Source organism: Bacteroidota bacterium, assembly GCA_040388375.1.
GTDB lineage: Bacteria > Bacteroidota > Bacteroidia > UKL13-3 > UKL13-3 > JAAFJM01.
In genome coordinates this window covers 399,115-424,531 of sequence record JAZKBU010000004.1, presented here as the reverse complement: position 1 = coordinate 424,531, position 25,417 = coordinate 399,115, and the positions used below count along the sequence as shown (strand labels likewise).

The 25,417-nt window shown below is 35.0% G+C and carries 20 protein-coding genes and 1 riboswitch; of the genes, 9 read left to right on the top strand and 11 right to left on the bottom strand.

Translation table 11 applies throughout. The annotated features are described in order from the left end of the window. Window positions 1–8 precede the first annotated feature (8 nt). The 8 genes from V4538_07545 to V4538_07510 all read right to left on the bottom strand — a co-directional run bounded on the left by V4538_07545 (window position 9) and on the right by V4538_07510 (window position 10,456). Window positions 9–872, bottom strand: a complete 864-nt coding sequence (locus V4538_07545) for an RNA polymerase sigma factor RpoD/SigA (GenBank protein ID MES2380879.1) — start codon at window positions 870–872, stop codon at window positions 9–11. Between the two features lie 220 nt (window positions 873–1,092). Next, the gene (locus tag V4538_07540; GenBank protein ID MES2380878.1) at window positions 1,093–3,456 is read right to left on the bottom strand and encodes a M6 family metalloprotease domain-containing protein; all 2,364 of its coding nucleotides are present in this window, start codon (window positions 3,454–3,456) and stop codon (window positions 1,093–1,095) included. Between the two features lie 82 nt (window positions 3,457–3,538). Then, window positions 3,539–3,733 carry a DUF5522 domain-containing protein gene (locus tag V4538_07535; GenBank protein ID MES2380877.1) on the bottom strand — a complete coding sequence of 65 codons (195 nt, stop codon included), beginning with the start codon at window positions 3,731–3,733 and terminating at the stop codon, window positions 3,539–3,541. Window positions 3,734–3,735: 2 nt separating this feature from the next. Next, window positions 3,736–4,776 (bottom strand): DUF5074 domain-containing protein, encoded by a 1,041-nt coding sequence (locus V4538_07530; protein MES2380876.1) that lies wholly within the window; start codon window positions 4,774–4,776, stop codon window positions 3,736–3,738. 3 nt (window positions 4,777–4,779) lie between these two features. After that, complete coding sequence (locus tag V4538_07525) at window positions 4,780–5,769, bottom strand: T9SS type A sorting domain-containing protein (GenBank protein ID MES2380875.1); 990 nt, start codon at window positions 5,767–5,769, stop codon at window positions 4,780–4,782. A gap of 207 nt (window positions 5,770–5,976) precedes the next feature. Next, window positions 5,977–7,617, bottom strand: coding sequence for a DUF4465 domain-containing protein (locus V4538_07520; GenBank protein MES2380874.1), 1,641 nt, complete (start codon window positions 7,615–7,617; stop codon window positions 5,977–5,979). Between the two features lie 15 nt (window positions 7,618–7,632). Further along, window positions 7,633–9,504 (bottom strand): TonB-dependent receptor plug domain-containing protein, encoded by a 1,872-nt coding sequence (locus V4538_07515; protein MES2380873.1) that lies wholly within the window; start codon window positions 9,502–9,504, stop codon window positions 7,633–7,635. A gap of 151 nt (window positions 9,505–9,655) precedes the next feature. Beyond that, window positions 9,656–9,880: riboswitch (cobalamin riboswitch) on the bottom strand. Window positions 9,881–10,036: 156 nt separating this feature from the next. Further along, window positions 10,037–10,456 carry a BrxA/BrxB family bacilliredoxin gene (locus tag V4538_07510; GenBank protein ID MES2380872.1) on the bottom strand — a complete coding sequence of 140 codons (420 nt, stop codon included), beginning with the start codon at window positions 10,454–10,456 and terminating at the stop codon, window positions 10,037–10,039. Between the two features lie 242 nt (window positions 10,457–10,698). Between V4538_07510 and ahcY the strand changes: the two genes are divergently transcribed. The 3 genes from ahcY (at window position 10,699) to ade (ending at window position 14,318) form a co-directional block, all read left to right on the top strand. After that, window positions 10,699–12,012: an adenosylhomocysteinase gene (gene ahcY / locus V4538_07505; GenBank protein MES2380871.1), complete on the top strand. Its 1,314-nt coding sequence runs from the start codon at window positions 10,699–10,701 to the stop codon at window positions 12,010–12,012. Window positions 12,013–12,199: 187 nt separating this feature from the next. Continuing rightward, window positions 12,200–12,616, top strand: a complete 417-nt coding sequence (gene ndk, locus V4538_07500; protein MES2380870.1) for a nucleoside-diphosphate kinase — start codon at window positions 12,200–12,202, stop codon at window positions 12,614–12,616. A 112-nt stretch (window positions 12,617–12,728) separates the two neighbouring features. Further along, window positions 12,729–14,318 (top strand): adenine deaminase, encoded by a 1,590-nt coding sequence (gene ade, locus V4538_07495; GenBank protein ID MES2380869.1) that lies wholly within the window; start codon window positions 12,729–12,731, stop codon window positions 14,316–14,318. Between the two features lie 16 nt (window positions 14,319–14,334). Here ade and V4538_07490 read toward each other — a convergent pair whose 3' ends face one another. Both V4538_07490 and V4538_07485 read right to left on the bottom strand, forming a co-directional pair. Beyond that, window positions 14,335–15,117 carry a patatin-like phospholipase family protein gene (locus V4538_07490; protein MES2380868.1) on the bottom strand — a complete coding sequence of 261 codons (783 nt, stop codon included), beginning with the start codon at window positions 15,115–15,117 and terminating at the stop codon, window positions 14,335–14,337. Window positions 15,118–15,226: 109 nt separating this feature from the next. Continuing rightward, on the bottom strand, window positions 15,227–16,444 hold the full coding sequence (locus tag V4538_07485) for an acyl-CoA dehydrogenase family protein (protein ID MES2380867.1): 1,218 nt from the start codon (window positions 16,442–16,444) through the stop codon (window positions 15,227–15,229). Between the two features lie 102 nt (window positions 16,445–16,546). Between V4538_07485 and folB the strand changes: the two genes are divergently transcribed. After that, the gene (folB, locus tag V4538_07480) at window positions 16,547–16,900 is read left to right on the top strand and encodes a dihydroneopterin aldolase (GenBank protein MES2380866.1); all 354 of its coding nucleotides are present in this window, start codon (window positions 16,547–16,549) and stop codon (window positions 16,898–16,900) included. Between the two features lie 63 nt (window positions 16,901–16,963). Here folB and V4538_07475 read toward each other — a convergent pair whose 3' ends face one another. Further along, window positions 16,964–19,561, bottom strand: coding sequence for a cation-translocating P-type ATPase (locus V4538_07475; GenBank protein MES2380865.1), 2,598 nt, complete (start codon window positions 19,559–19,561; stop codon window positions 16,964–16,966). Between the two features lie 304 nt (window positions 19,562–19,865). On the opposite strand from V4538_07475, the gene V4538_07470 reads away from it, so the two are divergent. The 5 genes from V4538_07470 to V4538_07450 all read left to right on the top strand — a co-directional run bounded on the left by V4538_07470 (window position 19,866) and on the right by V4538_07450 (window position 25,357). Further along, window positions 19,866–21,158, top strand: a complete 1,293-nt coding sequence (locus V4538_07470) for an aminopeptidase P N-terminal domain-containing protein (protein MES2380864.1) — start codon at window positions 19,866–19,868, stop codon at window positions 21,156–21,158. 111 nt (window positions 21,159–21,269) lie between these two features. Further along, window positions 21,270–22,091, top strand: a complete 822-nt coding sequence (locus V4538_07465) for a 1-acyl-sn-glycerol-3-phosphate acyltransferase (protein ID MES2380863.1) — start codon at window positions 21,270–21,272, stop codon at window positions 22,089–22,091. Window positions 22,092–22,252: 161 nt separating this feature from the next. Then, a complete protein-coding gene (locus tag V4538_07460) occupies window positions 22,253–23,194 on the top strand; it encodes a GNAT family N-acetyltransferase (protein MES2380862.1) in 942 nt (313 codons plus the stop codon). Between the two features lie 114 nt (window positions 23,195–23,308). After that, window positions 23,309–24,130 (top strand): universal stress protein, encoded by an 822-nt coding sequence (locus V4538_07455; protein MES2380861.1) that lies wholly within the window; start codon window positions 23,309–23,311, stop codon window positions 24,128–24,130. Window positions 24,131–24,211: 81 nt separating this feature from the next. Continuing rightward, window positions 24,212–25,357 carry a hypothetical protein gene (locus V4538_07450; protein ID MES2380860.1) on the top strand — a complete coding sequence of 382 codons (1,146 nt, stop codon included), beginning with the start codon at window positions 24,212–24,214 and terminating at the stop codon, window positions 25,355–25,357. Window positions 25,358–25,417: the final 60 nt, after the last annotated feature.

The window sequence follows — 25,417 nt, the reverse complement described above, 5'->3', positions numbered from 1 at the left end:
AAATATGATTAGCCTAAATATGTTTTTAAAATTTTGCTTTTCGATGATTTACGTAACCTGCGTAGTGCTTTTTCTTTGATTTGGCGCACGCGTTCACGGGTTAAGCCTATTTTCTCGCTAATATCTTCTAAAGTGTGTGCAGGGCCTCCGTCTAAACCATAATAGAATTTCAATACGTCTTTCTCTTTTTCGCTTAAAGTAGAAATAACGCGGTTAATTTCTTTTTGTAATGACTCGTTGATTAACTGTACATCGGGACGAGGCTCATCATTGCTATCTAATATACCTAATAATGTATTGTCTTCTCCTTCTGTTAAAGGTGCATCAATTGATAAATGGCGACCTGTGCTTCTTAATGCGTTTTCTACTTCCAAAATCGGAATATCCATCGCAACAGCAATTTCTTCTACTGTTGGTTCACGCTCTAATTCTTGCTCTAATTTAGCCGCAGTGTTTCCAATACGACCAATTGAACCTACTTTATTTAAAGGTAAACGAACAATACGGCTTTGGTCTGCCAATGCCTGTAAAATAGATTGACGAATCCACCAAACGGCATAAGAAATAAACTTAAATCCACGGGTTTCATCAAAACGTTTAGCTGCTTTAATTAATCCAAGATTTCCTTCATTAATTAAATCGCCTAAGGTTAAACCTTGGTTTTGGTATTGTTTTGAAACGGAAACCACAAAACGTAAGTTGGCATTTACTAAACGCTCCAAAGCTACCTGATCTCCTTCTCTAATTCTCCTTGCAAGCTCTACTTCTTCTTGCGCATCTATCATCGGAACTTTGCTTATCTCGTTAAGGTATTTGTCTAACGATTTGCTTTCGCGATTGGTAAATTGTTTGCTTATTTTTAGTTGCCTCATGGCTTAAATATTCCCTCTTTACTTAATTAAACGTTTAAAAATTGACTTGCAAATGTCGTATAATTTTACAGCCTTTTAATCATTTAACCATATAAATTTAAAATTGTTTTCTATATTAATTTATTAAGCACTGAAAGACAAAATCTTATAGTATAATAAAATTTCTATTATTTTTTCGTGCCAAACTTCTTAAATCGGCACTTTTCAATAAACTATTTTACTATCTGTTGATTTTAAGAACCTTATAAACAAAAAAGCTATCATTTGCTCTTATTGTTAAAAAGTAAGTGCCTTGCATTTGCGTACCTATTTCGTTGCTCAAATCAAGGGTGTTTTTACCTTTGCTTAAAGCTATTTCTTTGGCAAATATTTGCTGGCCAATAATATTGCTCATGGTTACTGTTGCATCACCGCTCGACAATGATTCTATGTCAACCATTAACTGGTTTGTAAATGGATTTGGAAAAACAGATACATTTTGCAATAAGCTGAACTCATTAATACCGAGGTTGTAAATATCTAATTCAAAGTTAAAAGTATCGGTACAAGTAGCTTTGTAAGCAATAAGCATAGCCGACATTTTTCCTGGACTTGATGCTTTTAAAATAACAGGTTCCTGGCTGCTGTTACTGCTTGAACCAAAACGCCAGGTAACAAAATCATAATTGGTTGAAGTGTTGGTTAACAGGAATGAATCTGGTCCCAATCTGTTAATTAAAGCGGCTGCTTTAGGACTTTCATTGATAACAAATGTTTGACTGTTTGAATCAACAATATTGTCAATTGAATCTAACACATAAAGAGTTACTTTATAGCTTCCTTTTTGCGTAAATACGTGTGTAGGATTGGTTTCACTGCTTTCTCCAATGCTATCGGCAAAAATCCATTTGTATTTATTGGCAAATAACGAGTTGTTATTTAAGGTAACAGTATACGGAACACAACCATTTAAGCTGGCTGCACTGTATGAAGCGGAGGCTTTATTGCCTAAAGTAAAGGTAATAGAGCTATCTGCATTCAGCGTTATGTTTGATATAACTACATTTGAAGATGCTCTTACACCACCACTTGTTGTAGGATATAATGCTGATGAAGGGTTGGTAGTGCCGCTAAAGCTTCTATTAGTTGTTGTACCCGGAAATAAATCGCCTCCATCACCCCTGTTGGTTGCTTTTTCCAAGCCTCTTAATCCGTCTGCCTGCACTAAACCCATTCCGTATTTGGAAGTATCGTTGTTTACATTATTACCCCCACCTTGCGAAAGTAAACGGGCGGTATTGGTATTGATATGCCAGATAGCTAAACCTTTTCCGGGTATGTAGCGGTCAAAGCCTTTTAGCTGTTTGTTTTCTAACAAGAAATACTCATTGGCTTTAGGGGTATTAATTCTATAGCAGAAGTTAGAGTCAACTGCTGCTTTTTTAATAGTGTACGTACCATTTTGCGAAATAACGGTTGGTTGTAACCACTCCATTACGCTTTTACTCCAAGCATCAAAAAGGCAAGGTGTTTTTTCATTGTTTAACCACGGACCACCGGCCATATTGGTAAAGTTACCTGCTCCCTCACCTCTGCTTTGTGTACTGTATAAATCGGGTAAATCAAGTATATGTCCAAACTCGTGGCTAATTACACCTATACCTACTGCCGTATATGATCCACCATTGTATCTTTTTTCGGGAAACATACAATATGAATTAACACTAACGCCTGCGTTGGTAACCACCGAACCTGAACCTAAACTGCTTCTAAAACTCCAAATATAATCGTTGGCATTAGGTGCGCTTTGTTCTTCTGCTCCAATACCTGAGTGTAGTATAAGCAATCCATCCACTTCTCCATCTAAATCATTGTCATATGCAGAAAAATCTACTCCTGCAGAATCTGCTGATTCTACTGCATCGCGTACTAAAGCACGTGTATTTGCTGAATAGTTAACATTGTTTTTTCCGTAAAATTTATAGCCATTATCTGCCGTGTACCAACCATATACATCGCTGTTTAAGGTTAACTGCCCGTATGATGTTTTTAAATAATAATCTCTAAAACTACCTGTTGATGTATAGTTTACTTGGTTAAATAAATTCTGGTATACCGTTTTATCAATGGTAGCCAACAAATCAGGATATTGAATTAACAGTACACAAACTTTATTAACTCCTTTATTGGGGAATCCTTGTGGTGCTTTTTTGCCTAAACCTGGTTTTGATTCTAATTGCGTAAATATTTCAGCTAAAATAGCTTTTTGGCTATGGCTGTAACGCAGGTGTTTTTCAGGTGTTGCTTTGCCTTTAAAGGTAACTTTGTTATTGGCTTTTATGCCGCTTGGTACTAAATTACCAGTGTTATCAATAGTAGCATATTCAAAAACACCTTCACTATTGGCTAAAATGGTATAACCATCTTTTGTTTCTAAATAATGTTCTTGTTCGTTTCCGTAAGCTAATACGGTAATTTCACTTCCGTCTTTTTGGGTAAATGTATTGGGTTCCGGTGAAACGCCACAGTTGCTTCTTTGTGCAAACAATGGGTTTGTACCAACTAAAAGTAAACTTAATAAAGTAATTGTAAAATATCTCTTCATGATGAATAATTAGATTTGCAAAATACTGATTATTCATTAAAATACAACTGCTTACAAAAAGGCCGCAGGTAATTTTACAAAATTAAAACTGAACGTTTTTATGATTATACGGGCAATGCTTACAGCCATTGCCACAACAGTAACCACGTAATTTGTGATAGGCCTCGGTAAAAACCATATAGCCCTGTTCATTAAAATAAAAATGTTCTCCTTCTTTTAATTCATTTTTGGCAGGTAATTTATTGGCTTTTATATCTTCATTAATTCGATTTGCCATCTCTAATCTGCATAAAAGTAAAAATCGCTTGTTATTTTCCCTCCGTTTAGTTTCTCTATTAAACTTCCATTCAGGTCGTAGCGGTATATATCGCTGGTGGTATTAAAATCTTTTACATCGCTAACCCATATCTGGTTACGCTTATTGTCAATATTAAACCCATAAAAAAGCCTGCCTGCTTTTTCAATAAATGCCTGTGTAGGTAACTGCTGCTCGTAAATACCCATTTTAAAAATACCTTCATCTATCCAAAACAGGGTATTGCCCGCTTTGTTTATGTGTAGTTTACTGGCAGCTGTTTGTGGAGTTGTTATCTGCCATTGATGTATAATGGATTGTGTATTGATATCTATCTGAACTATAAAATGTTTTTTATCCGTAGCATTCACATCGCCACAGAGTATCCATAAATTATGGGCTGAATCCTGTACGATGCTTTTGGGTGCAAACGGTGTTGCTATACTATCTGTAATCTGGTCGGTTAATTCATCAATAATACTTATGTGGTTTGTTTTAACATTGGTTACATAAGTTTTCCCTTTATACGAAATCATTTCTTCGCTCCATCCAAATAAATCAATGGTTTTGGTGGTTTCATAAGTGCTTAAATCAACTACGGAGATTTTGTTTGCATATAAATCGCTCACGTATATTTTGTTGTAGCTTGTTTTGCAAATATAACGCGGGGAGCGTAAGCCTTTAATGGTATTTACTGACTGAAATGTTTTGGCATTGATTACTTCTACTTTACCTGAATTATTAATAACCAAATAGGCATTATCGTTTATAACAGTCATTGACTGAAAAACATCGCCCAGCTTCCTGTTATTTTTGCTTTCAAAAACATTATCGTATGTTTTATTGGTGCTATAGTCTATAAAACCTAAAGTAGCGTTGCTTTGGGTATAGTTACCTTCATTTACAATAAAAACACCTCCCAACGTAGAGTCAGGCAAGGTTTGAATTGCCTTTGTTTGTGGTGGCTTATCGCACGCAGTTAAAGCAAAACAAACAACTAAAATATAAAGGCAATATTTATTCATTGTTTAGTTTAACATTAATGTTTTAGCATATGTTTTATTGAGCCCGTTAACCAATAAAACATATACGCCTTTGTGTAATCCTTCAGTATCAATAAAACTATCTTCACTTGTTTCTTTGGTTAACAAACATTTTCCATTGGCATCAAACAAACTAATGGATGCTTGCTGGCTATTGTTGATGTATATTTTATCACCTGCTTTTACCGGATTTGGATATACTTTAAATACTTCATGCTCACTGTTAGCAATGCCATTAGGCTCTGCCTGATTCATAACACCTACGGCATCTAAATCGAAACCACCTGCTGCAAATGGTGTTGGCCATGGGTCGTTTATTTTATTACCTAAATTATCACGGGTAGCGTATACATTGTTAATGCTTCCTACTACATCTATAATTTTTACATGGGTAATTTTATTTATATTCAGGTTTGGCTGATTGGCTAAAACTGCTAAATCGAAAGGGGTTCCATAGTTAGCAATATATTTACCTGCTAAACCATCTACCAAATTGGTATTCATATAATCGAAAGAAGCCTTTTGAACCAGTGTATCTATTTTTGATTGGGAAGGAAAACGGAAAAACTGAACGCCATCGCTACTTACTTCTACGTGCGCATATTCTAAAAAAGCTTCCGCCACACCTGAATTAAGGGTAAAGCCATTTTCAAACACACAAAAATCATAGCCTTGCCCATTGGTAATTGGTCTTTCAAATTGCAGAATTGCAATACCCGAATCGCCTAAGCTTAATACCGTTCCATCGGCTATGCCTGTGGTGTAAAAAGGAGTGCCCACCGTTGCTTTACCAAGGCTTGTATCGCTAATATCCTGCCAGCCTCTTTGCAAAGTAGTTTTGGTAGCCCAAGCTTTTATAATACTGCTATCTTTATGGATAGCATTTTTTGCACCAAAACCTACCTGGTTATCGAATTGTGCACTCAACTTACCCGTGCTTATAATGATTAAAATAAGGACTAAACTTTTTTTCATTTTATAACTTTATTGATGTATTTAAAACTGTATTGATTGTATTTAAACTTACCTTCATAGTCAAGCTCAAATTAAAGGTAAAACAGCTGTAACAAATAGCAAAAAATTTAATAAAGTGACTTTGGTAAATAAATACCAAAGCCACTTTATAGAATATATGTTTGGCTAAACAAATTGATTGATGCCTTTATATTAAAGGCATAATCGTTATTCTTTAATAAATTTACTTTTAATGGTTCCGTTGCTTGTTGTTGCACTTACCATATATACTCCCTGCTCCAGTAAACTTACATCTACACTATTACCTGTAGTAGTCAATACTTCCTGACCTTGTACATTGTATATATTTACTGTTTCTATTTTTTCATCAGCCATTAATTGAATATAGCTAGCACTTGGATTTGGATATACTGTTAAGCTTTTTAATTTATTGATATCAGCCACACCAACTCCTGAGTTTAATGTAGTAAAATCATCAATAGCAAAGTAAGCAGGGGTATTCATTCCAAATTGTCCTACATCGCTTGACTCTAAAGTAAACTGTAAGCTGTCAACATTACCAAAGCTGGTTAAATTAACCCATCCCCAATTTTTTAATATATAATCCTGGCTGTTATCAGTAAATCTAAAATCAGCTAAATAAAACAACACGCTATCGTTTAATTTTGTTCCGTTGTGCCATGCTTTAATATTTAATCTAAACCAATCTTGATCGTTTCCAGTTGCACCACCGAATTTTTTAGCAAATGCATCGCCTTTTAACATGCTGTAATAAGCATAAGTACCATTGTTTACATATAAGCCTGATACTCTTTTTCCAATAGCAGTGCTGGTTAGTTTAATGATTGAGTTGTTGTTTGCAATAGCATATTTAGCTGAACCATTGCTACCTTTTCCATTTGCACTTGCATAAATATTATCCAATCCTTCAGTAACACTATCGGTATAATTAGAAATAGCAAATCCTTTACTCCAGTAGTTGTATGAAGGACTAACAGTATAAGCACTTACAAAATTGGCATTACCGTCAGTATATACTTCGGTAAATACTTTGCTGCCTCTGTTCCAATAGTTTTGGCCAAAAGGAAAAGTTAAATTTTCAAAAGTAGCGGTATCTGTTTGTGAAATAATTTCATCAATTGCAAAAAAAGCAGGGGTGTTCATACCAAACTGGCCTGCATCGCTTGAGCTTAATTCAAACATTAAACTATCTACATTACCAAGACCTGATAAATCAACCCAAGTCCAGTCTTTAATAATATAATCGTTTGCGTTGTTGCTTGATCTGAAATCGGCTAAATAAAAATCAACTGCCTGGCTTTTTAAAGTACCACTGCTGTATCCTTTAATTTCTAGTTTAAACCAATCTGTATCGTTTCCAGTTGTACCACCAAATTTTTTGGCAAATGCATCACCTGTTTTCATACTTAAAGCAGCAAATGTTGCATTGCTCACATACAAACCTTTTAGTGTGGTATTTTGTGCTGCAGTACTTAAGCTAAGAACTGTATTGTTTTGTCCTACTACATAAGCCGGGCTATTGTTATACCCTTTATTTGCATAAGAACTATATAAGTTATCAAATGATTGGGTAGTGGTATCGTTTACTTTTGAGTAAGCCCAACCTGCACTCCAGTAACCGCCAAAACCAATTTGGTAAACACTTTTAAAATTACATGAGCCACTGGTAAACTGGCCAACAACACTGCCGTTGCTAGGAATTTTTACGTTGTTTGCTCCGCCTAATTCAACTGACTCGAAAGTTGAAACCGTTTGTGCATTAGCTCCAACTCCCAATAAAAAGGCAGTGGCTAAAACGCTGATTTTTGTGTAGATTCTATTTTTCATTTTATATATTTAGTTTTAATTTAAAGTATATTGAATTGTAAATTGGTAGTTACGTAAAGGCATAGGTCTGTCTGGCATAACCAAATAACTTTTATCCCATACATTGTTCACTGCTACCTGTAAATTGAGTTTGTTTTGTTGATTAAGCGCAAAGCTTTTTGAAACAACAAAGTTGCCTATGTCAAAATCATCGTTCCACTCACTGTGGTCTGATTTTGTAAAGCTAACCCCGTTATAAATGTGGTTGTATTTTAAGGTTAAGCTTTTGTACAGGAACAAAATATTAAATACATGCTTTATCCTGGGTGTAAATATTAATTGCAAGTCACTGTTTTGGTCAACTGCTTGCAAAAAGCTACCTAAGTAACTGCCCTTAATACTTGATTTCTCTGAAGTTTGAACAGTTGACTTTGCTATGAATTCAATTCCTCTGGCATTTACATTGCCAATATTAATAGGAGAGAAAATGGCTGCATTGATAGGAATCCATTGAATATAGTTTTCGGTGTTTCTGTAAAAAACCGATAGGGTTATATCATAGTTCCATTTGTCCTTATTCTTTAGGTATGAAAAAGCACAATCGCTGCTCCAGCCTTGTTCCGGTTGTAAATTTATATTGCCTCCGTTTTTCCAGTATAAATCGTTAAACGTTGGTAAGCGATAGGTGCGGGCTATGTTTATTTTAAATAATATATTTTTTACAAGGGGTAGCTGCATATAATAACTTGGCATCAAAGGGATAAATTTTTCATTTACCAACTCGCTTCTTAAGCCAAATTGTTGCTGCATTTTTATTTTTTTAATGCCTGATTTATAATAGGCAAATCCGGCCAACCTGTTCTGGTTTACCTGCTGGTCGTAACCATCTACATTGGCAAAAGCAAGCCAATTATTAATACCAAAATGAATACTGTTTTGGCTATTGAATGTTATTTGATGCTCTCCTGTTAAATTAAATGTATTGCTTTTGCTTAATGATTGAGGTATATCATAGCTGCTGTAAAATATTTCATCGTAGTAATAAGCCAGTTTTACCTCATTGCTATGCTTAGTTGTTTTATTATTCCAAGTAATAGCGGCTCTTGCATTTTTATCCTTTTGATTGGCATTATTAAATGCGGCATTTAAACTAGGGGCAATTTGCTTGTCGCTTTCATTGTACCAAAACAATCCAGTTATGGTATTTTTTGCGTTGGCCTGATAAGCCAATACCTGTTGAAATCCTTTGTCGTTTAAATGGGCATTCTTTTGATAGAAATCCTGCCCCCTGTATCGATACATAAAGCTGTTATCGCCTGTATTTAAAAAGGCCTTTGTGCTTGAAAATAGTTTTTTATAGTTAAAGCTAACTTTGGCTCCCTGCTGAAATACACCATAGTCGAACGCACTGGCCAATAGCTCTACTTTTAACTTTTTATTGGTACTTACGGCACTATTAATAAAAAGCAAGCCAGCCATAGCTCCACTGCCCCATACGCCTCCGTTTCCTCCATACTGCAAGCTAATTTCATCGCTTAAAAAAACAGGAATAGAACTGAAATCGATTTGTCCATTCATTGGATTCTGGATATTGATTCCATTCCAGATTACCGGTGTATGGTAGGCATTACTGCCCCTGAAACTGGCGGTAGCTAAACCTCCGGAGCCATAGTTCCTAATAAATATGGGGGTGTTTTCCTGCAATACTTCGGCCATTGTACTGCCTTGCCTGCTTAATAAATCGGTGGTGGATAGTGTTTGAATAACACTGGCACTATTCAGGTTTGTGGCACGTAACCCTTTAATAAAAACTTGGTTTAACTGGTGCGCAGAGTCTGTTTGGCTAGTTTGGCCCCAAGCCAAATTAGTCAATAAAATACCTACAACTACACAACAATATTTTTTCATTTCAAAAAAATTAAAATAGGTGTAGCCGGGAAATCAATTAGTATGAAAGAACCAGTCTTTTCAAACTAAGTTGAGTAATGATACCGATGATAAAACTTTTTAAAAGTATTATTGAGTCGAAACCACTGCACGCTTTTATTCCCGAAAGCTACAATATTTTTTTGCATATGGCAGGTCTTCTGACTCGTATCATTTTTATTCAGTCTTCCCATCGTTACGATAGTGACAAAGAGTGGAAACAAAAATTAATTTTAGTATTTACTAAAATTGAGATACTCACAGCAGCGGGTACTGTTTAGGTTTTTCACCTAATTCCCTTTTAATTTTTTAAATAAACTACGTTATTATTCTCAAAACCAAAATGCAGCGCAAATATAATTTGAAACATTTATTGAGCAAGGTTTATTTTTTTAATAGCTAAATTTTACGCTGGCTCTAAGCATATATGTTTTAGGCAAGGCTATTAAATAAAAAAGTCTGACAAACTTGAAGCTGTCAGACTTTTCCTATTAATATTTGGTTAAATATACTATTAGCAATATTCTTCGAACACCGCTTTTAAATGTTCTGCTATCATATCGGCACTTCTGCCCTCAATATTGTGGCGCTCCACAAAATGAACCAACTCGCCATTTTTGTATAAGCCAATTGAAGGTGATGAAGGGGGGTAAGGTGCTATAAACTCACGGGCTTTAGCAACTGCTTCTACTTCCTGGCCCGCAAATACCGTCAATAACTCAGTGGGTACTTTACTTGACTCTTTAATGGCTTTCATCACTCCCGGGCGTGCAGTTCCTGCAGCGCATCCACAAACTGAATTAAAAACCATTAACTGGGTTCCTTCTGTATTTTTCATAGCGGTTTCTACTTCGCTGGCTGTCATTAGTGATTTGAAACCCGCATCAACTAACTGTTGACGCATTGGGGCTACTAACATTTCTGGATATGGCATAATATTTTTATTAAAATTTATATAATTAGATAACTGCAATTTTACAATTTTGTTTCCAAATAGTTTAAATAAGTCTAATTGTCATTTAATTTAACTTTAAAACAATTTATCCGGTAATACCGTTATTTCAAAAGCAGGAATTTTACATGACAATTTGTAAAACAATTAAAATCAAATTTTCATAAGTGTCATTTTATACTATTTTTGCATCAAAATAAGATACTTATAAATTAAAAAATAATATGTCAGAAACAAAATCAGTAGCTCCTTATAAAGTAAAGGACATCAGTTTAGCCGAGTGGGGCCGTAAAGAAATTAAATTAGCTGAAGCAGAAATGCCGGGTTTAATGTCAATTAGAAAAGAGTATGGCCCTCAACAACCGTTAAAAGGTGCTCGTATTGCTGGTTGCTTACACATGACTATTCAAACTGCCGTGTTAATTGAAACACTTAAAGTTTTAGGTGCTGAGGTAACTTGGAGTTCATGTAATATTTTCTCAACTCAAGATCATGCTGCTGCTGCTATTGCTGCTGCCGGTATCCCTGTTTACGCTTGGAAAGGTCAAAATGAGGAAGAGTTTGACTGGTGTATTGAGCAAACTTTACGTGCTTTTGAAGGCGGTAAAGCATTGAACATGATTTTAGATGACGGTGGGGATTTAACCAATATGGTTTTTGACCGTTTCCCTGAGTTAACTAAAGATATCAAAGGTTTATCAGAAGAAACTACTACCGGTGTTCACCGTTTATACGAACGTATGAAAAAAGGTACTTTAGTAATGCCTGCTATCAACGTTAACGATTCGGTTACTAAATCTAAATTTGATAACAAATACGGTTGTAAAGAATCATTGGTTGATGCTATTCGTAGAGCAACTGATATTATGATGGCTGGTAAAGTCGCTGTTGTTGCTGGTTACGGTGATGTAGGAAAAGGTTCTGCTGAGTCATTACGTGGTGCTGGTGCAAGAGTATTGGTTACTGAAATCGATCCTATTTGTGCTTTACAAGCTGCAATGGATGGTTTTGAAGTAGTAACTATGGAAGAAGCTTGTGGCCGTGCTAATATTTTTGTTACTGCTACCGGTAACGTAAATATTATTACTGACCGTCATTTCAAAGCTATGCGCGATAAATCTATCGTTTGTAACATTGGTCACTTTGACAATGAAATAGACATGGCTTGGTTAAACGGTAATTTTGGTAAAACTAAAGATACTATTAAACCACAAGTTGATATTTATAATGTAAACGGTAACGAAATTATTATATTAGCTGAAGGTCGTTTAGTTAACTTAGGTTGTGCTATGGGTCATCCAAGTTTTGTAATGAGTAATTCATTCTCAAACCAAACTTTGGCTCAAATTGAATTATGGAACCACAGTGATAAATACGAAAACAAAGTTTACGTATTACCTAAACACTTAGATGAAAAAGTTGCATTCTTACATTTAGAGCATATTGGTGCTAAATTAACTAAGTTAGATGCTAAACAAGCTGAGTATATTGGTGTAAAAGTAGAAGGTCCTTTCAAAGCTGAAATGTACAGATACTAATTAACCATTAAATATAATTCTAAACCCTGAAAATTAATTTTTTCAGGGTTTTTTTATGCCTGTCAAAATCTCTAACATTATATTTATGATAATTATTTATAAAATAATACCATTATAAGTGTGAATTAGCTTGTTCGTAAAGGGTATTATAAATACCTTTGCAGCGCAAAAATTTAAAGAAAATACAATGAGCAATATAACATTCACAATGATTAAGCCTGATGCAGTAGCAAATGGCAATATCGGTAAAATTTTAGATCATATTACTTCAGCTGGTTACAAAATTGTAGCTATGAAATATATTCACTTAACTGAAAAAACGGCTGGTGAGTTTTACGGTATTCACCGTGAGCGCCCTTTCTTTAAGGATTTAGTTGGCTTTATGACCAGTGGTCCTATTGTAGCAGCCGTGTTACAAAAAGAAAATGCTGTAGCTGATTTCAGAACTTTAATCGGTGCAACTGATCCTAAAAAAGCTGACGTTGGAACAATTCGTAACTTATACGCTGATTCAATTGAAGCGAATGCGGTACATGGTAGCGATAGCGATGAGAATGCAGCCGGTGAAGCTTCTTTCTTCTTCTCTAACTTTGAAAGATTCTAATTCAAAAAAATAATCATAAAGGAGCCCATTTAGTAAAACACTAAATGGGTTTTTTATTGCCCTAACTTTACCCGTAATAAGTTAATTTGCCTTCTCAAACTAAATTGGCTACATGCAAATAAAATCTAACCTTATTGATATAGGCAATCAACAAATATATGCTGCATTAATAACTGTTGATGAAGGGAAAATTACTGGTATTACAGCCATTAACGAGCAACTTGATACGTATATTTTACCCGGGTTTATTGATGCGCATGTACATATAGAAAGTAGTTTATTGGTACCAAGTGAATTTGCCCGTATGGCGGTTTCACATGGCACTGTAGGTACAGTTAGCGACCCTCACGAAATAGCCAATGTGTTAGGCTTAACGGGAGTAGAGTTTATGATTGACAATGCCAAACAAGTACCGTTTTACTTTTATTTTGGGGCTCCAAGTTGTGTGCCGGCTACTGCTTTTGAAACGGCTGGTGCTCGGTTAGATGTAAATGAAGTAACGCAACTTTTAGCCAGACCTGAAATTCGTTATTTATCTGAAATGATGAATTTTCCGGGGGTCTTGCATAACGATGCGGAAGTAATGGCTAAAATTAAAGCTGCTCAGCAATACCAGAAACCTATTGATGGCCATGCTCCCGGATTAACGGGTGATACAGCCAAACAATATATTAATGCGGGAATAAGTACGGACCATGAATGTTTTACTTACGATGAAGCTTTGTTTAAAATTGAACATGGCATGAAAATAATTATCAGGGAAGGAAGTGCCGCTAAAAACTTTGAAGCGCTTATTCCATTAATGGATAAACATGCTGAAATGCTGATGTTTTGTAGCGATGATAAACATGCCGATGCATTAGAACTAGGACATATTAATCAATTGGTAGCAAGAGCCATTGCCAAAGGACATGATTTGTTTAAAGTATTACGTGTTGCGTGCATCAATCCTGTTGAACATTACAAACTGGATACAGGTACTTTAAAAGTGGGCGATTGGGCTGATTTTATTATTACCCGTGATTTAACTCAATTCCATATTGACCAAACCTATATTAAAGGGCAATTGGTAGCTGACAATGGGCAATCTTTTATTAAACCTGTCCATATTGAACCTATCAATCAATTTAAATGTACGCCTAAAAAACCTATTGATTTTACTCATACGCCCAAAGAAACTGAATTGGTTATTGAATGTATAGATGGGCAGTTAATCACTAATAAACTAGTCGTTCCACAAGAAGCATTAAGCAAGGAAAATGACATCTTAAAAATAGCTGTTATCAATAGATATGCGGAAGCACCTATTGCTTTGTCTTATGTAAAAAACTTTGGTTTAAAACAAGGCGCTATAGCCAGTTCTGTAGCACACGATAGTCATAATATTATTGTAGTAGGAGTTGATGATGAAAGTATATGTAATGCTGTTAATTTGATAATTGAACATACAGGTGGGTTAAGTGTGGTTAACGATACTGTTAAAAAAGTATTGCCTTTGCCTGTTGCGGGTTTAATGAGTGACCAAGATGCTTGGCTTGTTTCAAAAAATTATACGGAGCTAGACCTTTTTACCAAACAAACACTGGGTTCCACCTTACAAGCTCCTTTTATGAGTTTATCGTTTATGGCGTTACTGGTTATTCCACATTTAAAACTAAGCGATAAAGGATTATTTGATGGTGATACTTTTGCTTTCTGTTAATTTCTGTAAGGGTTATTTACACCAAATCTTCTATGCAATCAAATACTTCCTTTTGATTGAGCAACTCTTTGGTGTAATGGTAACAATATAAAAATATTTCTTCTGCTTTTTGTACTTCAAACATACCAAACCGGCTCATATTTGGTGGATCAATAAACAAATCGCATTGGCTTGCTTTATCGTAAACCGTTTTACTCATCGTTAAATGAAAAGTTCTATCCAACATGTCTTTTAGTTTAAAGTCTGCCAGCTTAGGGCTCATTTCATTTACATGTACACCAATAATAAAATCGCATTTACCAACTAAGGCTTCCACTGGCAGGTTATTTAAAATTCCACCGTCTAAATATATGCCATCGTTATAGTGTATAGGTTCAAAAACCAAAGGTAAACAAGAAGAAGCCATCAATGCTTTAGCTAAACTGCCTTCTGTAAAATATTTGGTTTTTGCCTTTATCATATCAGTTGCGGCTATACAAACGGGTATGGGTAATGCTTCTATTAAATCTTTGGGAAAACACTTTAAATAAATTTGTTCAAACGACTTCATGGCAAACAAACCCGAGGCTTTACGCAGCATTAAGTTTGACATACTGAAAAAGTTCCCTTTGCGGGCTATTTCCATTATTTCCTCCGGCTCATATCCTGCTGAATAAAAAGCAGCTACAATGGCTCCGGCACTACTACCGGCCATAATGGAAGGAGTAATATCAATTTCTTCTAATGCTTTTAAAACACCCAAGTGTCCAAAACCACGGGCTCCTCCACCTGATAAAACAATTCCAACTTTTTTCATCATAACAAAATTACTATTTAATCGGGTTTTGAAAGAGTAAAAATTCAGCATAAAAAAATCCCACCTAAATACTTAGATGGGATTTTTTATTCATATAATCATATTAGGTTAATTATGCGAAAGCATTTTCACCTGTAACATCTAGTCCTGTAATTAATAAATGTATATCGTGTGTTCCTTCGTAAGTTACTACCGATTCTAAATTCATCATATGGCGCATAATAGGGTACTCGCCTGTAATACCCATACCACCCAGCATTTGACGGGCATTGCGGGCTACATTTAAAGCCAAATCAACATTGTTACGCTTAGCCATACTTATTTGTGCCGGAGTAGCTCTGCCTTCGTTCATTAAAACACCTAAGCGCCAGGTTAACAACTGTGCTTTGGTAATTTCGGTAATCATTTCAGCTAACTTTTTTTGTTGCAATTGGAAACCAGCAATAGGTTTACCAAACTGAATACGCTCTTTGCTGTAACGCAATGCGGTATCGTAACAATCCATAGCAGCCCCTAATGCACCCCAACTAATACCATATCGTGCAGAGTTTAAACAAGTCAATGGACCTTTTAATCCCTCTACACCCGGTAAAATATTTTCAACAGGAACTTTTACATCGTTAAACACTAACTCACCGGTAGCACTCGCACGTAAGCTCCATTTGTTATGCGTTTCCGGAGTGGTAAAACCTTCCATACCACGCTCTACTATAATTCCTTTTATTTTTCCGTTTTCGTTTTTAGCCCAAACTACTGCTATATCAGCATAAGGTGAATTGGAAATCCACATTTTAGCGCCATTTAAAATAACGTGTTTACCATCACCGGCAGGTTTAAAATTGGTAGTCATTCCACCCGGATCTGAACCATGGTTAGGTTCTGTTAAACCAAAACATCCCAATAAATCGCCTTTGGCTAATTTGGGTAAATATTTATGCTTTTGCTCTTCGCTACCAAATTTATAAATAGGATACATTACTAAACTTCCTTGTACCGAAGCAGTAGAACGTACGCCTGAGTCGCAACGCTCTAATTCCTGCATCATAATACCATAAGTAATATAATCCATTCCTCCGCAACCGTATTCAATTGGTAATTGAGGGGCATAGCAACCTAATTCTCCCAGTTGTTTAACCATGTGAACAGGAAATACTGCTTTTTGAGCCACATCTTCTATAATGGGTGAAAGTTCTTTTTTTACGTAATCGCGTACTGCGCTACGAATTAATTTATGTTCTTCACTCAATAATTCATCCAATAAATAATAATCTGGATGGTTGTAAACATCTTGCTTGTTGGCTTTTGTGAATTCTTGTGCGTTTGTTGTCATGTGTTTATTTGTTTAACCGCTGCTCATGTAGCTTTGGCAAAAGCGACTGGTTTTTTATTGTGGTGCGAAAATAGTTTTTTTGTTCCATTATTTAATAACCTCATGAAAGTAGAAACCTGTTTAGAGAACCTTGAATTTTTTGCCTACCACGGATTATATGACTATGAAAAGGTAAATGGCGGTAAATTCAGGATAGATGTTACTTTGAGTGAAAACGTAAACAACAACAAAAGCTTTGAAACGCTTGAAGATGTATTGAATTACGAAAAGGTATTTGCCATAGTAAAAAAAGAAATGGAACAACCCAGGGATTTTATTGAAACAGTGGCAGCCGATATTATTACACAGCTAAAAACTGACTACAATCATTTAGCCAACATTACGGTTAAAATTACCAAATACAACCCAGCAGGTAAATTTGATGGTGGCAATGCCAGTGTGACTTTGAGTATATGATAAATTGTTGGATGGTATTAAGAGAAATGGAACATCATCTGCCTGTTTCAAAAAACTGCACACTTAATTTTTCGCCATTCTAAACCTTTTCACTCTTTTCTCTAATTCTACTGCCCAAAATACAATACTTGAAACAGCAATGGTAATAGCCAGCTCTAAAAAAGTTAACGGTTGTGTTTTAAATACATTATTCAGAAAAGGAAGATAAATAACCAACAATTGAAGACCAACAGTTATTAAGATTGCCAAAAGCATGGGCTTATTTGAAAAAATACCAATTTTAAAGATGGATTCCTGCTCTGAACGTACAGCCATAGCTTGCCCTAGTTGACTAAAACAAAGCACTGAAAATGCCATGGTTTGCCAATGTGTTTTACCACTATAAATAGCCCAGGCTTGGAGTCCAAGTGTAGTTGCTCCAATTAAAAACCCTACCCACAAAATATGAATAGCCATACCTCCACCAAAAATATTTTGTTTAGCATTTCTGGGTGGTCTATTCATAATGTTTTTTTCAGCTGGTTCCGATGCCAATGCAAGCCCTGGCAATCCATCTGTAATTAAATTAATCCATAGAATATGAATGGCTAATAATGGAATAGGCAAACCTAAAAATGGTGCTAAAAAAATAGCCCAAATTTCACCTGAATTACCTGTCATAATGTATTTGATAAACTTTAAAATATTATCAAAAACTCGTCTGCCATGCTTAACTGCTTTCACAATGGTCGAAAAATTATCATCTAATAATATCATGTGAGAAGCCTCTTTCGAAACCTCTGTTCCATTTATGCCCATGGCTATGCCAATATCAGCATTTTTAAGAGCAGGCGCATCATTCACTCCATCTCCTGTCATGGCTACATAATGATTTTTTTCTTGTAAAGCTTTTACTATTTGTAGTTTTTGTTCAGGATTTACCCTCGCATATACTCTTACACTTTCTACTATTTTTTTAAACTGGCTTTTACTTAAATCTTCCAATTCAGCACCACTTAATATTTTATCTTCATCAGAACTAAGAATGCCTAATTGTTTAGCAATAGATTGAGCTGTCAATTTATGGTCACCAGTAATCATTACAGTAATAATTCCGGCTTTTTTACATTGTTCAATAGCCTTTTTTGCTTCTTCTCTAGGTGGATCCATTAATCCTACAAAACCTACTAAAGTTAACGATGTTTCTATATCTTCCGCTTTCAAATCCGTTGGCATCGTTTCAAATGTTTTCATGGCAAAAGCCAAAACCCGATAACCTTGTTCTGCCATTTTATTAGCATTTGATTCAAAATCTTTGACTTCTTTCGTTTGATTCTTTGAAAGTTTTTTCAATAAAATTTCCACCGCACCTTTGGTAATAGCAATTACTCCGTTTTCAGTTTGATGAAAAGTAGTCATACATTTTCGGGTAGAATCAAAAGGAATTTCAGCTAATCTTTTATATTTATTTTCTAAGGATTTTCTCTTAAAGCTTTTATCAAAAGCATATTGTACCATAGCTACCTCGGTTGAATCGCCCATCCAATTTCCTTCTTTATTTTTTGACACATCATTGTTTAAAGCCATGGCACTAAACAATGAATTTTCAGTCTCAAAAATGGTGTTAAAACTTTTGTCCGATGTTTCAAAAACTTCTTCCACCGTCATTTTATTTAAAGTAAGTGTTCCCGTTTTATCCGTACAAATTACATTAACAGAACCCAGTGTTTCTACAGCAGGAAGTTTTCTTATTAAGGCTTTACTTTTTACCAATTGTTTTGCACCTAAAGCAAGTGCAATAGTTACTAAGGCTGGTAAAGCCTCCGGAATAGCAGCTACTGCTAGCGAAATAGCGGTAAGTAACATGGTTAAAATATTTTCACCCCGAAACAAACCAAAACCAAAAATGATGGCACAAATAATTAAAATAACTACCGATAATCTTTTACCAAAAGCAGCCAATCTTTTTTGCAAAGGTGTAACGGTTTCATCGGTTTGAATCATTTTTGCAATGCTACCTAGTTCTGTATTCATTCCTGTTTCCACCACATAAGCAAGTGCCCTTCCATTGGTTATAAAAGTACCTTTAAAGCCAATATTGGTTCTATCTCCTAATGCATAATCACCTTCGGGTAATTCTTCGGGATATTTTTCTACATTTTCCGATTCACCAGTTAAAGCCGATTCATCTACTTTAAGCTGATGTGTTTCAAAAAAACGAATATCTGCGGCTATAATATTTCCGGCTTCCAGCAATAACACATCACCCGGAACCAAGTCTGATGAAAGAATTTCAATGGTTTTATTTTCACGGATTACCTTTGCATTACTGGTTGCCATTTTTTTCAATGCTTCAATGGCTTTATCGGCTCGGTATTCTTGAATAAATCCAACAATTGCATTAATAATGATGATGGCAAATATGATAATGGTATCTGTTAAATCGCCCAAAATGCCAGAAATAACAGCTGCTGCAAAAAGGATCAGAATCATAAAATCTTTAAGCTGATTCAAAATCATGTGCCAAACCGTTTTTTTCTTTTTATCCTCCAACTGGTTTTTTCCAAATTCTGTTAAGCGTTGCAAGGCAATGGCATTGGTCAAGCCTTCTGGTTTGGTACTTAATAATTTTGTTATTTCAGTAAGCGGAAATAAATGCCAATTCGTTTGCTGCTTTTTCATTGATTCAGGTTGGTAAAAGAAAAAAGTGAATACCCAAAGGTTAAATATAAATCTAAAAAAATATTACATAAAGAAAGGAATTATAAAATTCATGGGGAAATGGGGTAGCTATAAAAAACTATTATTGCAGTTTATCTTTATGGTAATCCACATTATAGTTTCGCAAAACTAATATGTTTGGAATATCATTGGTTAAATATAAATAATTATTAATTTCATTTTCATAAAAAACAACCACTCAAAAAATCAAATGTGTCCATTTCAAAAATTAAAATAAATTCGCAACTTATAACTCTAGTATATTATGCAAAAATACGGTCCCATTAACAACGAGCTTTTTAAGTTAAATAGAGCCAATTTTATAAAACAATTAAAACAAAACAGTATTGCTATTTTTAATTCAAACGATGAACATCCTTGGAATGGCGATGCTACCCATAAGTTTAAACAAAACAGCGATATTTTTTATTTAAGCGGAGTAGATCAGGAAGAAAGCATTTTGGTTATTTATCCTGATAGCCCGACACCTGAATTGCGTGAAGCTTTGTTTATAAAACAAACCAATGATTTAATGGTAACCTGGAATGGCTACAAGCTTACTCCGGCACAAGCGCAAGAGGTAAGCGGTATAGCCAATGTATTTTGGTTGGATGATTTTGAAACCAAAATTCGCCCTGCCATTAACTATGCTCAAAACATTTACTTAAGCTTAAACGAAAACGACCGTAGTTCTGTAACAACGCCATACAAGGATTTGCGTTTTGCTCAAAGCATGCGCGAAAAATACCCCTTGCATAATTTTGAACGTGCAGCACCTATTGTACAACGTTTACGTTCCATCAAATCTAAATACGAATTGGCATTAATGAATAATGCCATTGGCTTAAGTGAAAAAATGATTCAAAGGCTTTTTAAATTTATAAAACCCGGTGTTTGGGAATACGAAATTGAAGCAGAGATTATTCATACCTATATAAGCAACAGGGGTAACGGACATTCATTCCAGCCTATTGTAGCCAGCGGCCAAAACTCGTGTATTTTGCATTACAACGACAATAACCAACAATGTAAAGATGGGGATGTAATTTTAATAGATAGCGGTGCTGACTATGCTAACTACGCAAGCGATATGACTAGGACATTGCCTGTAAACGGCAAATTCACGCCTCGTCAGAAACAAGTATACAATGCAGTATTGCATGTAATGAACGAAGCAAAAAAACTACTAAAACCGGGTGTCATGTTAATGGAATATCAGGCACAAGTGGGTTTAATTATGGAAGAGCAACTGGTAAAACTAGGTTTACTTACGGCTGATGATATAGCAAAACAAAATCCGAACTGGCCGGCTTATAAAAGATATTTTATGCATGGAACCAGTCACTTTTTAGGCATTGACGTACATGATGTAGGCATGCGCTACGAGCCGATGAAAGCAGGTATGACTTTTAGCTGTGAACCGGGTATTTATATTAAGGAAGAAGCTATAGGTATTCGTTTAGAAAATGAAATATTAATTACTGAAACCGGTTGTGACGATTTAATGGCACATATTCCTATAGAAGCTGATCATATTGAAGATTTAATGAATAAGTAAAAAGCTTTTGGCAAATTATAAACAGTATTTTGCCCATGATAGCTATATTATCAAAGCAAAGTCAATTACAATATTGAGATCGCTTTGATAACTTCAAAATAATAAATCCCAATGATAGATATAGACAAAGCTTTTGAAGATAAAAATCCGCAATTGTATAAACTGTTGCCTGGCTTTTTATTGAGTTGGATTAAAAAAACCATACACCAAGACGAAATAAACAACTTTGTAATAGCCAATGAAAATAGCAATGGCATTACATTTGGTACCAATGCTATTGCTGCGCTTGGTGCTCAATCAGCATCTACGGGTATAGAAAATATTCCTAAAACAGGCGGTGTTATTATAGCTGCTAACCACCCAATTGGTGGTGCAGATGGTTTGGCTTTTATAGCTGAAGTAGGTAAAGTGCGTAGCGATTTAAAATTTATTGTAAACGACTTGCTGATGCAGTTTAAAAGTTTAGAAGAAATATTTATACCGGTAAATAAACACGGTACCAATACTAAAAACAACCTGCTAAGAATAGAGCAACTTTATGCTGAAGGTCACTGTATTTTAATATTTCCCGCAGGTTTATGCAGTCGGAAACAAAACGGAAAAATTATAGATTTACCTTGGCAAAAAAGTTTCATTAACCAGGCTATAAAAAACCAATTGCCTATTATTCCTACTTATATTAATGCCCGCAATAGCAATAAGTTTTATAACATAGCTATAATTAGAAAATGGTTAGGCATAAAAGCCAATTTAGAAATGTTTTTTTTACCCGCTGAAATGTTTAAACAAAACGGAAAAACTATTCATTTTACATTTGGACAACCTATACCTGCTACTGCTTTTAACAAAACCAAAAACACTTACCAATGGGCGCAAGCACTTAAACATTTCATATACCAACTAAAAGAAAATAGCCAAGCCCGTTTTGAATAGTATAAGTTTAACTTAGTTTTTGGATATATAATTAGTAAACAACAGTATAAGCTGTATTAGTTTTACTTATTGATACTTGAAGTGTATTTAATTTTTAATATTTTTATCATTAGCCTACAAAATGCAAATATTTTTTACATCTTGCAACTATTATAAGATTGATGCAGCAAATAGTTGACAAAATAGATAGAGCCCTGCTAAAAAGCGAACTTACAGCTGAAAGGTTTGTAAGACCTACCAACAATATTACTAACGAAATATATATTTTTGACGGAAATACTGCGCCTAATCTTATGCTTGAAGTTGGTCGTTTGCGCGAAATTTCATTTAGAGAGGCCGGAGGAGGATCAGGTAAAAGTGCTGATATTGATGAACACGATAACGGCAAATATGCATACAAGCAACTGATAGTTTGGAACCCCGAAGATGAAGAAATAGTAGGTGGTTACCGTTATGCATTATGCAATGATGTGGTAGATAAAGATGGTAACTACCACCTTTCAACGGCTGAAATTTTCAGCTATAGCGATAAACTTAAAACTGATTATTTTCCTTATACTATAGAGTTGGGCAGAAGCTTTGTACAACCGCAATACCAACCATCGCTTGATAACAGAAAAGGTTTATTTAGCCTAGACAATTTATGGGATGGTTTAGGTGCTTTAACCGTTTTGCACCCACACATAAAATACTTTTTTGGCAAGGTAACTAACTACCAACATTTTAGTAAAGAAGCCCGGGATTATATATTGGCTTTTATGGATTATTATTTCCCTGAAAAAGATGGTTTGGTTTTAATACCTAACCCTTTAAAAACGGAAACGGATTGCACTGCGTTTTTAAAAAATATACATGGTTTACCTTTTAAAGAAGGGCATCTATACTTAAACAAAATGGTTCGTTCTTTAGGTGAGTATATTCCACCTTTGTTTAACAATTACATGAACCTGAGTCCAACCATGAAAACCTTTGGAACTGCTGTAAACAGCCACTTTGGTTATGTAGAGGAAACTGGTATCATGGTTACTATTGACGACATCTATCCAACTAAAAAGGATAGGCATATTAAAAGCTATATTGAATACTTAAATGCCAAGCAATAAAAATTGCTTTTAGTTAGTTTTTATGGTGAAAACAATCAGCCTAAACTTGACATTTAAATAACCTATTAATGCCAATTTGTTTATTACCTTTGAAATAAATAAACCTATTCCGTTATGCTTAACAATATTCTTTGCCCGACAGATTTTTCATCAGTGGCCAGTAATGCACTGACATTTGCCATTGATTTATGCAAAAAAGCAAATGCAACTTTGCACATATTGCATGTTCAAAATATTCCCATTGTTGATGTCAATTATCCGATGGATAATTATCAAGCTTTTATTGAGCAAGCAGAAAGTTTTACTGACGAAAACTTTAAAGCGTTAGAAAGCAAAACTTTGTTGCCAAGCCAAATAAAATACAAAACACATAAAACCATAGGCTCCTTTGTAAGCAACGCCATAATCGATTTTACCGAAAAAAACAGTGTCGATTTAATCATTATGGGAACCACAGGTGCCAGTGGCATCGAATCTGTATTAATTGGAAGCAATGCCGCATCAGTAGTAGGTAAATCAGAAGTACCTGTTTTTGTTATACCACCTTCCGTTACTTCAACTGGTTTTAAACATATACTTTATTCGTCTGACTATAACGAACCTGAATTTCCAACTTTATCGCAATTAAAATACTTTGCCGACTTATACCATGCTGATATTACAGTATTGCACGTGGCCACTGAAAGCGATCATTATTTTGACATAGAAGGAAGCTTCTTTGTGAAAAACAAAAAAGAATTAGGTGATGTACAACTTGTTACTGTTGAGAATATGGAAATTACAGATGCCATTAACCAACAAATTGAAACCCACCAAATAGATATGGTAGTATTAGCCAAACACAATCGTGGTTTCTTTGACAGGCTGTTTCACCGCAGTTTCAGTAAGCAAATGACTTACCATACTACTACTCCTTTACTAGTGCTTAATAAATAAAACAGTACTTGTTTATAACAAACGTATTTATTTAACTGCCGGGCTTTGCCCTTAGCAATATTTTTTTGTTATTTGCAGGTAATGCAATTTAAAACTATTGTAGGCCAAAAGCCTTTAATACAAAAACTTATTCAAACCACTAAAGAAGGGCGCATTAGCCATGCGCAACTTTTTTTAGGTGCTGAAGGAAGTGGTAATTTAGCCTTAGCCATTGCCTACGCCCAATACATTAATTGTTTAGATGCCAGTGAAACGGATAGTTGTGGTGTATGTTCAAGTTGTGTTAAATACCAAAAATATATTCATCCTGATTTACACTTTACCTATCCAACTATATCGCCAAACAAATTAAGTGTTGAACTGATTAGCGAGTTTAGGGAAGCTATTATTGAAAACCCTTACCTCAATGATTTTGATTGGTTAAGCAAACTGGATAGTGCAGGTAACAAACAGGGAAATATTACCGCTGATGAATGCAGGGATATTATAAGAAAACTAGGCCTGAAAGCATACGAAGCCAAATACAAAACAATAATTATCTGGATGCCCGAATACATGAAAAACGAGGGCAATATTTTACTGAAACTATTAGAAGAACCACCAGAAAATACACTTATTATTTTGGTAGCTAACGATACGGAAAAAGTTTTAGCTACCATTCTATCGCGGGCTCAATTAATAAAAGTACCTCAAATAACGGATAACGATATTGAACAGGTTTTAACTACACAACACCAAATAGATGCTAACAAAGCACAAGCTTTATCGCGACTAGTAAGTGGTAATTACAATTTAGCTTTGCATTTAATTGATATTGACCACGATGATTATTTAAGCTTGTTTATTGACTGGATGCGTAAAGCTTATACCTACAATAAAATGAATAAAGAAGGCTCTGCTACCGATGAATTAGGTTTGGTGGTAGATAGATTAGCCAATGCAGGAAGAGAACAGGTAAAAAGTTTTTTAACTTACAGTAGTCAAATGATTCGCTCTGCTTTTATTTTTAAATACGGGCATGCTTCATTACGTAAAAACAGTGAGGCGGAACTGGCTTTCCTTAACCAGTTTAGCAGTGTGTTTACGCCTGACAATTTGGGTCTTATTTCAACCGCTATTGACGAAGCTATATTCCATGTGGAGCGTAATGCAAGTGTTCGTATTATGTATTTAAATCTTTCTATGTATATTGGCAAACAATTACAACAGGTAACAGCAAAAAAATAATGCTGTATTTTGCACTGTTTTAATTGTGTTTTTGAGGAATTAGCACACCACAAAAACTTT